Annotated in this window: 10 protein-coding genes and 1 pseudogene; 3 read left to right on the top strand and 8 right to left on the bottom strand. The window is 61.5% G+C overall.

The window, feature by feature from the left end:
• Positions 1-5: 5 nt before the first annotated feature.
• The 4 genes from U1A24_RS11820 to U1A24_RS11805 form a co-directional block, all read right to left on the bottom strand.
• On the bottom strand, positions 6-1,043 hold the full coding sequence (locus U1A24_RS11820; RefSeq protein WP_322322173.1) for a GNAT family N-acetyltransferase: 1,038 nt from the start codon (positions 1,041-1,043) through the stop codon (positions 6-8).
• 109 nt (positions 1,044-1,152) lie between these two features.
• Positions 1,153-2,022: an alpha/beta hydrolase gene (locus tag U1A24_RS11815; RefSeq protein WP_322322172.1), complete on the bottom strand. Its 870-nt coding sequence runs from the start codon at positions 2,020-2,022 to the stop codon at positions 1,153-1,155.
• Positions 2,019-3,209, bottom strand: a complete 1,191-nt coding sequence (locus U1A24_RS11810) for a PLP-dependent transferase (protein ID WP_322322171.1) — start codon at positions 3,207-3,209, stop codon at positions 2,019-2,021. Before U1A24_RS11810 ends, U1A24_RS11815 begins: the two co-directional genes overlap by 4 nt.
• Positions 3,206-4,537, bottom strand: coding sequence for an MATE family efflux transporter (locus tag U1A24_RS11805; RefSeq protein ID WP_322322170.1), 1,332 nt, complete (start codon positions 4,535-4,537; stop codon positions 3,206-3,208). Before U1A24_RS11805 ends, U1A24_RS11810 begins: the two co-directional genes overlap by 4 nt.
• A 151-nt stretch (positions 4,538-4,688) precedes the next feature.
• Here U1A24_RS11805 and U1A24_RS11800 point away from each other — a divergent pair, with 151 nt between their 5' ends.
• Both U1A24_RS11800 and U1A24_RS11795 read left to right on the top strand, forming a co-directional pair.
• Positions 4,689-4,913 carry an MbtH family protein gene (locus U1A24_RS11800; protein ID WP_322322169.1) on the top strand — a complete coding sequence of 75 codons (225 nt, stop codon included), beginning with the start codon at positions 4,689-4,691 and terminating at the stop codon, positions 4,911-4,913.
• Positions 4,910-8,770 carry an amino acid adenylation domain-containing protein gene (locus tag U1A24_RS11795; RefSeq protein ID WP_322322168.1) on the top strand — a complete coding sequence of 1,287 codons (3,861 nt, stop codon included), beginning with the start codon at positions 4,910-4,912 and terminating at the stop codon, positions 8,768-8,770. Before U1A24_RS11800 ends, U1A24_RS11795 begins: the two co-directional genes overlap by 4 nt.
• 19 nt (positions 8,771-8,789) lie before the next feature.
• On the opposite strand, the pseudogene U1A24_RS11790 reads toward U1A24_RS11795, so the two are convergent.
• Positions 8,790-9,451, bottom strand: a pseudogene (locus U1A24_RS11790) (IS481 family transposase); the annotation flags it as partial.
• A 150-nt stretch (positions 9,452-9,601) separates the two neighbouring features.
• Positions 9,602-10,072, bottom strand: coding sequence for an Lrp/AsnC family transcriptional regulator (locus U1A24_RS11785; protein ID WP_322322167.1), 471 nt, complete (start codon positions 10,070-10,072; stop codon positions 9,602-9,604).
• Between the two features lie 128 nt (positions 10,073-10,200).
• On the opposite strand from U1A24_RS11785, the gene U1A24_RS11780 reads away from it, so the two are divergent.
• Positions 10,201-10,989: a phenylalanine 4-monooxygenase gene (locus U1A24_RS11780; protein WP_322322166.1), complete on the top strand. Its 789-nt coding sequence runs from the start codon at positions 10,201-10,203 to the stop codon at positions 10,987-10,989.
• Between the two features lie 155 nt (positions 10,990-11,144).
• On the opposite strand, the gene U1A24_RS11775 is transcribed toward U1A24_RS11780, so the two are convergent.
• Together U1A24_RS11775 and U1A24_RS11770 are read right to left on the bottom strand one after the other, a co-directional pair.
• The gene (locus U1A24_RS11775; protein ID WP_322322165.1) at positions 11,145-11,996 is read right to left on the bottom strand and encodes a dipeptide ABC transporter ATP-binding protein; all 852 of its coding nucleotides are present in this window, start codon (positions 11,994-11,996) and stop codon (positions 11,145-11,147) included.
• Positions 11,993-12,847: an ABC transporter ATP-binding protein gene (locus U1A24_RS11770; protein ID WP_322322164.1), complete on the bottom strand. Its 855-nt coding sequence runs from the start codon at positions 12,845-12,847 to the stop codon at positions 11,993-11,995. The genes U1A24_RS11775 and U1A24_RS11770 overlap by 4 nt, the downstream gene beginning before the upstream one ends.
• Between the last annotated feature and the right edge of the window lie 2 nt (positions 12,848-12,849).

The following is a 12,849-nucleotide window of genomic DNA, read 5'->3' as shown; positions in this document are numbered from 1 at the left end:
GTGCCTCACAGCAGGGTTGCGGGGGACAGACGCAAAGGCTGGCCATCGGTTTCGGAGGGGCGTGCCCAGAGGCGGCTTTCGAAAAAGTGCTGGCGGTCAAGCTGCACAAGCGCTGCGCGCTTGTGGGCAAAGTCAAAGTCGCGCAGCCGGGCAAAGCCGCCACGGCCAAGGTTGCGCAACTGTTGGGCGTGGCTGGCGCGTGGCTCGCCCAGAATGGCGGTTGTGCGCGGCTCACTGAGGAACATGTAGTGCATCAAGGAGGGCAACCATGCAGTGACATAATCGGCACCCCGCACGTCGTCTTCACCGATCAAGACATGCCAGCCGCGATCCCATGCGCCGCAATCATGCACCGCACCAAGGCGGTTTTCTCGCGCCCAATACAGCTCAAAATAAGCAAAGTCACAGCCATCCAGCGCGCCGATCACCTGCATCATATGCGGGTCGGCGGCCATTCGTTTGATATAGGCGTGGTGCTGATCGAGGCTGCCAGTTTCCTCAAAAAATTCAGCAACACGCGGGTCGTTTTGCCAGCGGTGGAAGGTGGGCAGATCCTGCATCGTCAGAGCGCGCAGGCTGAACCATTGGCCCAACCACGGGATGTAGCGGCGATACAGCAGCCCCTCGGGTTTGGCGGGGCGCAGGGGGTGGCGGCCATGCGGGCCTTTGATGTGCAAGGTTGGGAAGCTTGGAGTCGGTCCTATCAACCAGCGATCCGGCACCTGCCAGAACAGCGCGGGAAAGATGGCATGACCGCCCTCGAATGCCACAGCTGCCCCGCAGGCCACCAGGGCGGGGATCAGCGGTTGCCAGCCGGGGCCATCCAACAGGATCAAGGCTTCATCGCCTTGCGTGCTCAAAGCCTCAAATGCTGCGAAGGCGGCGGCGATTGTGCCATCTTGCGGGGCAGACAGCCGCAAGCGCCCCGTGCTTTCCTCAACCACAGAGAGAGTCTGCTCTGCCGATCCAGACAGATGCAGGCGGTCGCCATCGCGTACGGCGAGATACGAAGCGGGGTGGGGAAGGGGGTGATCGAAGCTCATGCGGTCCATCCTGAATGGGTCTGTCAGGTAGACGTGGGGCTGGGGTCAAAATTAACCCCAGCCCAGAAATTAAATGCTGAGAAGATGCTTGGGTTTGGAAATGTTCAGATCAGCGTAGCGCCAAAACACAATGCAGCGCCCGGTTCACCGCAACTGGCAGCACCGACATATGGGTTTCATTGACATAGGTTTCATAGCGGGCCGTCACGCCCGGCAGGCTTGCCAGATGCGCGGCCATATCTTGGGCCGCAGCAATCGTGCGGGTCTTGGCCTTTTCAGCCAACCGCTGAGGCGCATCCTCGGCCTCGCGCTGGAACGGAGCGAGCAGGTCGCCCTCCCACTCACCAGCCGACAGATGCACGCTGAGTTGGCGTCCCGCCGGATCGAAATCTTTCAGATGAGCCAGCAGCGCGCTGTCTTCCCATGTGATCGAGGGACTGGCGGCGATCCAATGGCTGAACGCACCCGGTTGGGTGAACAGCAGCCAAAGCGCGAACAAACCGCCGAAGGAATGCCCGAACAGCCCGGCATGGTTGGGGTCAAGCTTGACCTGTCCCGCCAGAAATTCGCGCATATCTTCCAGAATGAAACGCGCCAATTCGCCACCGCCCCCGGTTCTGACGTCGGGTGTGCTGGGCCAGAATGGCGGGTAGGTCGCACCGGGTGGCGGGCCCAGATCCCAACTGCGCTGAAGTGGATCATAGGCATCCTCGGTCGGATAACCGACCGCGATCAGCACGCCCCAACCTAGATTGCTGCCCGTGGGATAGCTCGCCTGCGCACGCATGATATCAACGGCGGTGCCGATCACCGCATTGCCATCGGTCATCGTTAGCGAGGGCCAACCGGCCGCAGGGGCTTCCCCCGGTGGCAGCCACAGAAACACCCGCCGCAGGGTGCCACTGATGCTGTCTTGCAGATCGAACCAGCGGGTGCCGCCGCTGTTGGCTTGGCCTTCGGCCATCAGTTTTGCTGTCATCTTTTCGCTTCTTCAATGGCGTTCAGCACATCTGCCACCAAGGCGCTTGGTTCCTCAAGCCCTGCCGCGAAACGCACCGACCTTGCACTGACACCAAAGCGTTGGAAGGAATTAGCACTGCCCGACAGGCCAAGCGCCGCCTGTGCCGGGATGATCAAGCTTTCCGGCCCACCCCAGCTGACGCCGATCTTGGCCACGCGCAGCGCATTGGCAAAGCGAGGAATGTCGATGCTGTCGTCAAGATCAAAGGCAAACAGACCGCCATAACCCGACAGCCCCGCGCGACCGGCATGCGGGTGAAAGCCGGGATGCCTGACGGCCGCCACCAGCGGATGGTCTGTCAAAGCCCGCCCCAGCGCCAAGCCGTTCTCCATGTGCCGCGCCATCCGCAGGTTCAGCGTCTGCATCCCGCGCAGCACAAGCCACGCGTCAAACGGCGACATTTTGCCGCCCAGATAATGGTAAGCCTCGTGGTTGATGCGGGTCATCAGCGCCTTTGACCCCGTCACCAGTCCGGCGATGGTGTCACTGTGGCCGCAGAGGTATTTTGACGCTGCGTGGATGATCAGATCAATTCCAGCCTCGGCTGGACGTTGGTAAAGCGGCGTCGCCCATGAATTGTCGATCACCGAGATCACCCCCAGATTTCGGGCGGCCTGCGCAATCGCGGGCAGGTCTTGCAAGGTGAAGGTCCAGCTGGTCGGGCTTTCCAAATAGACCAACTTAGCGCCGGGAAGCGCTGCGATCACCGCATCGGTGTCGCTACCGTTCACATAGGTCGTGGTCACACCGAATTTCTTCAGCACCACCTCGAACAGCCGGAACGCATCAGAATAGAGGTTCTCAACCGCGACGACCCGGTCGCCTGCCTGCACAAAAGGCATAATGGCCGCCGCAACCGCCGCCATACCCGAGGCAAAACCGCGCGCGGCCTCGGTGCCTTCCAGCCGGGCGATCAGGCTTTCCAACTGCGCCACCGTGGGGTTGTTGCCGCGGGTATAGATGAAGCGATCGGAAGTTCCCGCGAACACCTCAGCCATATCTTCGTACCGCTCGAACAGGAAGGATGAGGTCTGAAAGATCGGCACCGAAGTCGCGTGATGCGGCTGTGTTGTGCCGGGGGCAAGCAGCATTTCGGTGAAGTCGGGGGCGGCGCGGAAATCGGGGGCGGCGGGCAGATGGGTCATGCGGGAACTCCGGTTGGATGGCTGTGCGGCAAGCGCCACAGGATGAAACCAGCCGCCATCCCGGCAAGGGCGGCGGCAAGACAAAGCGACAGGGCAAGCCCTTGGAAACCATAAGCAGGGGTGAACAGCGCCAACAGCGGCAGCAACAACCAGCAAGAGGGCGCGAGGCCCAGGAGGGCGGCGGTTCCGGCGCGCTCGGTGGCTTGCAAAGTGACTTGCGCGACACTGCGCAGCGCGATCAGCGGGAGTACCGTGGCGATCATCAGCAGTGCAGGTTTGGCCAGCGCCGCCGTGGTCGGGCTGGCGGCAAAAAGCATCAGCGCAAGATCGGGGATCGCGAAGACAAACCCTGCCGCCAGCGCCGCAGCCCCACAGCTTAACACCGCAAGCTTGCGCGCAGCCTGCACCAGCCGCGCGGTATCCCCCGCGCCTGCGGCATGGGCCAGCACGGCTTGCGCGCCAAGGCAGAACCCATCAATCGGCAGGCTGGCCAATGTCACCAGCCGCAAGACGATGCCAAGTGCGGCCAGCCCCTCGACCCCACTAATGCCTGCGGCCAAGCGATACAGCAACAGCGCCGATCCGGTGGCGGCCAGCACGGTCGCGGTTTCAGGAGCCCCGACGCGCAGCACCGGGCCAAGCCCACGCCAGTCAAAATGCGGCCGCAGCAGAACCTGCCCGCGCCGGGTGGCGAAGTACCAAGTGTAGAGCCCAAGTGTGATGACTTGCGACAAAATCGTCGCTGCCGCCGCCCCACCGATACCCCAACCAAAGCCAAAGATGAACAACGGGTCCAGCATGATGTTCAGCCCAAAACACAGCGCAAGGCTGATCAGGCTGAAGCGGGCATTGCCCTCACCTATCGCGATAAAATCGCACAGGATCTGGATGATCCCCAACCCGGCAGAAATTGCCATCAACAGCAGGTAAGCCTCGGCTGGTGCGCGGATTGCGTCGGAAGCACCAAGCAGATCCAACAGCACCCCGCGTCCAAGCATCAGCGCAAGCATAGCCACTACAGATAGGCATAGACACAAAGCCATCGCCGCCGATGCGATGCGGCCTGCCTCGGCAAGTTGACCTGCCCCAAGCCTGCGCGCAATCGCAGTGGCGGTGCCGACACCAAGACCGACGCCCAAGGCTGCGGTCACCCCGGCCAGCGGCAATGCAAGGCTGACCGCAGCCAAAGCCTCGGTCCCCAGATGGCCGAGAAATGCACCATCAACGCTTTGATGCGCGGCATTCAACGCCAATCCACCCATCGCCGGAAGGCCACCGCGCAGCAAGGTGCGGGTCAGATCGGGCGAGCCAAGATCAAGCGGGCGCATCGGATATCCCTGTTAGGTCACAGTCCGAAGACGGGTGGGGATCAGAGAACTTCACCCCCGCCGGTAAATTTTGTCGGATTGCGTGTGAGGGGTGAATTTTTTGCGCCTCCGCGCGTCTGAAGGTCAAACAGCCATGTGCAAGGGAAAGCTGATGACCCGTTCTTTCACCGCCGATGCCGATTGGTGCATCTTGTGCAATGCCGAGGGCCGCTATTCCGTCTGGCCCGCGCTTTACGACCTGCCCGTCGGTTGGACCCGCATCGGTAGCCCCACCAGCCGCGACGCTTGTCTGACCGAGATCGAGGCGCTCTGGCAGGATCCGCGCCCGGTTGCTTTGCAACAGGCGATGGATATGCAGTTGGAGTCAACACAATGAACGAAATCCTGCATCTGAAACCGGCTGATGGCTTTCCTCTAACCGACGTAGAGCGTCAAATCTGGGCGCATGATCAGGTAGGCGAGCTTGGCCCCTTCGCGCGATCCGTCCTCATGCTGCGCTTTACACCCGCCCATAGCGGGGCGGCACTGACGGCGGCGGCAGAAGCGATGATCCTGACGCATCCGGCCTTCGCCACGCGACTGATCAGACTGCCGGGTGGAGAGATGCGGCGTGTGCAGGAAGAGGCTGCACGGTGCGTCTTGCATCGCCACGGCCCGGCGGTAGACCCGGCGGCCGTGGCGGCGGAGCATCTGGCGGCTTTGCGATTTGATCTGGTGCAGGGCCCGCTTGCAGCGGTTGATTTGTTTCCGGGCTATGGCGGCACGCATGTGATGAGCATCGCGCTGCATCCGCTGCTGGGCGATGCCAGCGTGCTCGACGCGATGCAGGCGGCGCTGCTGAGCGTGCTTGCGGGCAGACAGGTGCAGTCTCTGCCGCTGGCAGCGCCGGAAGCGCGGGTGTCGCGCGAGGTGCTGCACCGCTGGCGCGCACGGCTGGAGGCGGGTCATACCATCGCCCGCCTGCCACAACGCCACGGCGGCAGCGAAGGCGCAGTTCGGTCGACCACCACGCATCGGCTTTCGATGCCGCTCGTGGATGCAGAGGCCACGCTGACCGCCGGTTTAGCTGCGCTGCTGGCGCGCTATACTGGCTTGGATCAGTTGCGCTTTGGCTTTGGCCAGCTATCGCTTGATCCGGCGCGGCGCGGCGATGATCTGTTGCCGCTTTGTGTCGATTATCACCCGGCAGAAGGCTTTTCCGCCTTCCAAAGGCGGATCGCCCAAGCGATGCGTGATGCCCGCGCGGATCGGTTGCCGTCCGAGCTGTTGGTGCAGGATTTGCTGCGGCAGGCTGGGGCGGATCGGCATCCGCTGGGGGCGTTGACGCTTCATGTGCGTCCTGCGCCAGACTTGCCCGCAGGCGTTGCTTGCCTGCTGGCCCCCCGGCCCGCAGCGCAGGGTGAATGCGTGCTGCTGGCCGAAGTTGCCCCGGATGGTATTGTGAGCCTCACGGCGGATCACGCCGAGGGGCTGCATGAACCCACTCTGATCGCCCGCTTTCTCTGCCATCTTGACCGCCTGCTCGCGGTGGCTTTGGCGAAACCAGATCAGCCCCTCGCCACCTTGCCACTGCTCAGTGATAGCGAGTTGGCCGATCTGTCCGCGCCTTATCCTGATGATACCGCGATAGACCGCCGCGCCACGCATGAGATCATCGCAGCCCAAGCACAGTTACATCCCGAAACGCTGGCACTGATCTGCGGTGAGGATCGCCTGACCCATGCCGAGTTGAACCGTGCCGCCAACCAGCTGGCGCATAGCCTGATCGCTTTGGGTGTTGGAGCCGAGGTGCCGGTCGCCATTCTGATCGAACGCGGGGCAGATGCCGTGGTCGCTATTCTTGGCGCGATGAAGGCAGGCGGGGCCTATATTCCTGTCGAGCCGGATCACCCGGCCAGCCGGAACCACCATATCCTGACCGATGCCGGGGTACGGGTGGTGGTGACGCGGCGGCGCTTCGTGGATCGTCTGCCGGCCGGGCTTGTGGCGCATGTGCTGTGCATTGACGATCTGTCACCCGGCGATTTCCCCGAAACCGATCCGGCGGTGACGATCCATCCCGATCAGATCGCGTATATCATGTATACCTCAGGCTCGACCGGCAAACCCAAAGGTGTCGCGGTGGAGCATGGCCCGCTCTCCTCGCACAACCAGACCACCGCGCGGGTCTATGAGATGAGTGCGGAAAGCCGTGAACTTCCCTTCCTGCCATTTTCCTCGGATGGCGGGCACGAGCGTTGGATGGTGCCGATGATGATGGGCGGCGGGGTGGTGATCCCAGATGGTCCGCTCTGGACGCCCGAGCAGACCTTGGCCGCGATGCGCCAGCACGGCTGCAACAATGCTTCGATCCCGACGACCTATCTGCAACAGCTTGCGGAATGGGCGGAGACCACCGGGGAAGCGCCGCCGATGCGCCTGTATTCCTTCGGCGGCGAGGGTTTGGCGCAGACCACTTTTGACCTTTTGTCACGCGCCCTGAAGGCGAAAATCCTGATCAACGGCTACGGCCCGACCGAAACCATCATGACGCCGATGGTCTGGAAGGTGAATGCGGGCACCAAGTTTGACGGGACCTATGCCCCGCTGGGCCGCGCTGTTGGTGATCGCCGCGCCTATGTGCTCGACTGCGATCTGATGCCATGCCCGGTGGGCGTGGTGGGGGAAATCCACCTTGGCGGTTCCGGTGTGGCGCGCGGCTATGTCGGCCGCCCCGGCACCACCGCGGATCGCTTTATCCCCGACCCGTTCGGCCCGCGTCTGGGTGGGCCTGCGGGGGCGCGGCTGTATCGCACGGGCGATCTGGGGCGCTGGCGCGAGGATGGCACCATCGAATTCCTCGGTCGGGTCGATCTTCAGGTCAAGCTGAATGGCTACCGCATTGAGCCCGGTGAGATTGAGGCCGCTTTGCTGGCCGAACCCGACGTCAGTGAGGCTTTGGTGCTGCTGCGCGACGAAGATGGCGACAAGCGGTTGGTGGGCTATGTCGTGGCACCGTCCAGCGTGGCAGGCGAGGATCTGCTGGCTTCATTGGCCGCGAAGCTGCCCAAGCATATGCTGCCTGCGGCGGTGGTGGTGCTCGACCGCATGCCGATCAACCCCAACGCCAAGCTGGACCGCGCCGCCCTGCCTTTACCGGGCCGCGTGCAGCGCCCTGCGAAAGGTGAACCCGCGCTGGGCAAGGCCGAGACAGATATTCTGGCGGTCTGGCGTGCCGAGATCGGCCATGATCAGATTGGCGTCACCGATGATTTCTTCGCGATGGGCGGGCAATCATTGACGGCGCTGAAGGTTCTGGTGCGGCTGCGCAAGCTGTGGCCACAAGTGGCGCTGACTGTGGCGGATTTGTTTGACGCTCCCACAGTGCGCGAACTGGCGGCGCGGATAAGCGCGGGCAATGCCACCGGACGCAGTGCGATCACCCTGCGCGCCAGCGGCTCCAATCCCCGGCTGTATTGCTTTCCCGGCCTCTTGGTCTCGACCCGCGAATATCTGCGCCTGACGGATTATCTGGGGTCAGATCAGCCGGTGACAGGGTTTCTGTGCCATTCATTAAATGAAGCCAAAGCGATGAATGTCTCGGTGCAGGATGTGGTGGCGGAATATGTCGACCATATCCGCGCGGAATCACGCGGGACCCCTTGCGCTTTGCTGGGTTGGTCTTGGGGCGGGCTGCTGGCTTGGGAAGCCGCACGGCAGTTGGCAAACGATGTCGATATCCGGTTGATCGCGCAGGTTGATGTCTGCGATCTGGGCAGCGACTTCGCCCCCGGCGCTGTGCCGCGCTTTGCCCCCGGCGAGCGCGCACGTCTGCAGGTAGAGCTGGATGATTGGCTGTCGCACAGCCAGATGCGCAGCGAATGGGATCGGCTGATTGGCGCGATGGACGGCGAATGCTACGCGCAGTTCCTGCGCTTTATCGGCAATGAGGCTGATCCGCTGCCAACGGACGGGCCCGAAGTATCAAGTCGCGAGCACACGTTCTGGGTACTGATCGACAATGCGTTGGTGTTCCGCCGCCACAGCCTTGCGCCGCTTGATGTGCCGGTTGCCTCGTTCAGCGCGGGCGACAGCCTGAGCCGGGGCCTCAATCTGGTGGATTGGCGTCGCCTGTCGCCGCGCGCAAGTGCGGCGGAGATCATACCCGGGACCAACCATCTACATGTTATCGGTGATCGGCTTTTCCATGCCCGGCTGAAGATCCACATGGACCGGATATCGAAACAGGTCTAGGCTGGGAATAGACGGTGTTCCTGTTCCGGGGCTGCTTGGCGAACTGAATGCCGTTGTCGGTGAGAATGGTGCGGACTTGGTAGGGGGACGGTTTCGAGCATGTGCTGCAAAAACTCCCACGCGGTGCGTCTGTCAGCCGTTTCAACGAGTTGAGAGACGGCGAACTTGGCAGTTCGGTCGATGCCAACGAAAACGTAGAGTTTGCCTTCAGCCATCTGCACTTCGGCGATGTCGATATGAAAGAAGCCGCCTCTCGGCGATGCACGCATCGCCTGCTGGCCAATGGATAGGATAGCGCTTGAACTTCTGGCGCTTGGGCTTGTCCCCTTCGACATCCGGCAAATGCGAGATGCCGTGTCGTTGCAGGCACCGATGCAGCGCTGACCGCGTCAGGTGCGCGATCGACGGTTGCAGTGCATAGAGGCAGTCATTCAGTGACAGCAACGTGTGGCGCCGGAATACGACCACCATCGCTTCTTCGGCCTCGGTCAACACCGTAGATCGCGGTTCCGACGGCCCAGTCTTCATATCCTCGACCGCCGCGCGTTTCCGCCACTTCGCCACCGTCTTGGGGTTGATGCCCAGTTCCCGGCTCAGCTGCGTGAGCGAAGCTTGCGATCGCTGTATTGCTGCTCTGACGGCGTGCGTGGTCGTGGCGCTCCCGTGACGGACCTGTCCCATATAGCTTCCTTCCATTCCTGAGAAAAGGATCGCACCATCAAACCGGGGGATCAAACACCTAGGATGTACACTTGCGATCAACTCGACCGGCGACACATGGAGGTTGCGCGTGCGATCTTAAATGCGCCGGCACGCTGATACAGACAGTTGCTAGTCCAGCGGCAGTTCGGTAGTAGATTTGATTTGTCGCAGCACGAAACTGGTCGACGCCGTGTGCACGATGCCACGCGAAAGCAGGTGGTGCATCAAGAAGCCTTCCAGATCCTCTGCATCGCGCGTCACGACTTTCAGGATATAGTCGAAACCGCCTGTCACACGGGCGCAGTCCGTGATGCGGGTCTGTCCCTTCACGAAGCCGTCGAACTGCGCCACGGTGGCCTCTGTATGTTCGGTCAGAGAGACTTGGATGTAGGCCACAGCACCCAGGCCAAGTTTGCGTTGATCAAGCAGCGCCACATAACCCCTGATCACCTCCAGATCTTCCAATCGTTTCAGCCGCCGCCACGCGGGGGACGACGACAGGCCTGCCGCCTCGGCTAGTTCCTGAGTCGAGGCGCGACCATCCCTTTGCAAGAGCCGCAGCAGTCGGCGATCTGCCTCAGTTATTTCAAATTCAGGCATAACATTTCCTATTTTGGCATACTTGGAGAATTTGATTTCATGAAACTGCCGCTGATACCGAAATCAGGCAAGAAATTTCTACGAAGCCGGGCAAAGCTGTTAGAGCTTAGATCAAAGGGGGCAATCCAATGCCGAAATCCACCGATTACGTTGCAAAACAACCAGACGCGGCCGGACGCATCCTCTATGACAGCGCCGAAGACAGTGTTTGGCACGATCTGATGATGCGGCAGATGCCCTCAGTGGAGGAGCGGATGGCGACACCGTATCTCGAAGGTTTGGCACTGCTGGATTTGCCAAGCGACCGCGTAGCGCAGTGTAAGGAGGTGTCTCAAACCCTTGGTGCCACGACGGGTTGGCGGGTCGAGCCTGTGCCTGCGTTGATCCCTTTTGGACGGTTTTTCTCGCTTTTGGCGGATCGATGTTTCCCGGCGGCTTCGTTCATTCGTCGGCGCGAGCATTTCGATTACATCGAAGAGCCGGACATTTTCCACGAAATTTTTGGCCATGCTCCCCTCTTGACCGATGCGCGCTTTGCCGCTTTCAGCCATGCCATCGGGCAGGCGGGAATGCAGGCTGAAAAGACCGATTATGTGTGGTTGATTCGGCTTTACTGGTTCTCGATCGAGTTTGGTCTGACACGGGAAAATGGAGAGATCAAAGGGCTTGGCTCTGGCTTGGCGTCATCGATAGCTGAGTTGCAGTGGGCGATATCGGACAAGCCGGAACTGCGGCCTTTCGATGTGATCGACATTCTGCGTATGCCATACCGGATCGACATTTTGCAGCCGGTCTATTTTTTGATCGAAGATCTGGATGATCTGTTCGCGGCCGCCCAGCGGAATCTTTTGGCCGATGTGGCAACCGCGCGTGCGCTTGGTCTGCATGCGGCAAGATATCCAGCGAGGCGGGCTTGAAGGACGCTGTGGGCGTGCCGCAGGTGCGAGGCTTTGTCACGACAAAGGGGTGACGCTGCCTGATCCATTGGATGGCAGCGCGTCGGGATCGTGGAGGATCTGCACTATCCTACCCCCCGCACCGCGCATCGGCGGCCCGGTTTGTTTGTCCGGTATCAGACCTCTGCCCGCGCCAGCCTGCGACGCTCTACCCTTGCACGGATTGCGGCGACGTCTGTCACCGGGGTCGCGGCGAACAACTGCTGGGTGTAGGGATGCTGCGGATTGGCGAACAGCGCCTCGCGGCTACCCTGTTCCACCGCCACACCCTTGCTGAGCACCAGCACGTCGTCAGCGATGTAGCGCACCACGGAAAGGTCATGGCTGACGAAGACATAGGTCAGGTTGAATTCGTCCTGCAGATCGGCCAGCAGGTTCAGCACCTGCGCCTGCACCGACAAGTCCAGCGCAGAGACCGGCTCATCCAGCACCAGCAAGGCCGGATTGAGCATCAAGGCCCGTGCAATCGCGATCCGCTGTCGCTGACCGCCCGAGAACATGTGGGGGTAGCGGTTGAAATGCTCGGGCGCGAGACCGACTTTTGCCAGCATCGCTTCGGCCTTTTCTCGGCGCTCCGCTGCGGGCATTGTGGTGTTGATCAGCAGCGGCTCCATCAGCACATCGCCGACCTTCTGGCGTGGGTTGAGGCTGCCATAGGGGTTCTGAAACACCATCTGCACCTTGGATCGCATCTCGGGCGTCAGGCGTTTACGGCCAATATCCACAGGCTGCCCGTCGATCTTCAACACCCCACCCGAGGGCGCATCAATCAGCGCGATGATCCGCGCCAGCGTCGATTTGCCAGAGCCACTTTCGCCGACGATGGCGAGGGTCTTGCCCTTCTCCACCGTAAAATCCACGCCTTTCACGGCGCGCACATGTTTGGAGCCTGCGAACATGCCGCTGCTGACCAGATAATCCTGCGTCAGCGCCTTGCCTTCGATCACAACCTTAGAGTCTTGGCTCATAGCTTTGCCTCCGCTGCCATGAAATCGGCGACAGTGGGCAAACGATCGCCTTTGGCATTCTCGGGCAAGGCCGACAACAGCGCACGGGTGTAGGAATTCTGCGGGTTTTCGAACAGGCTTAGCACATCGGCTTCTTCCATCTTGCGGCCCTTGTATTGCACGATCACCCGGTCGGCGGTTTCGGCCACAACGCCCATGTCATGGGTGATCAGGATCAGCGCCATGCCGTGTTTTTCTTGCAAATCCATCAACAGATCAAGAATCTGCTTCTGGATCGTCACGTCCAGCGCGGTCGTCGGTTCATCCGCGATCAGCAGACGCGGATTGCTGGCAATCGCAATCGCGATCATGACGCGCTGGCACTGCCCGCCCGACATCTGATGCGGGTAGGCGTTCAGCTTGGTTTCAGGTTCAGGGATGCCCACGGCATTGAATAACTCCACCGCCCGCGCGCGGGCAGCTTTGCGGTTCATGCCAAGGTTGAAGCGCAAGACTTCCTCGATCTGGAAGCCCACGGTGAACGAGGGGTTGAGCGAGGCCACGGGTTCCTGAAAGATCATGGTGATCTCGCGCCCGATCAGCTTGCGGCGCTCGGCCGCGCTCATCTTCAGCAGATCGCGGCCGTCATAGGTCATCTCATCGGCAGTGACGGTGGCGGTGTCGGGCAAAAGGCCCATCACCGCCAGCATCGACACCGATTTGCCAGAGCCGCTTTCGCCGACAATCGCCAGCACTTCGCGGGGGCTGACCGAGACGTCGACGCCGTCAACTGCGGTGAACGCTCCGGTTGAAGTCGCAAAGCGCACGGTGAGGTTTTTGATGTTCAGAAGGGCCCCGGTTTTGGTGTCCATCG

It is taken from the genome of Cypionkella sp. (assembly GCF_034376685.1).
GTDB lineage: Bacteria > Pseudomonadota > Alphaproteobacteria > Rhodobacterales > Rhodobacteraceae > Cypionkella.
This window is presented reverse-complemented; position numbering and strand designations above follow the sequence as displayed.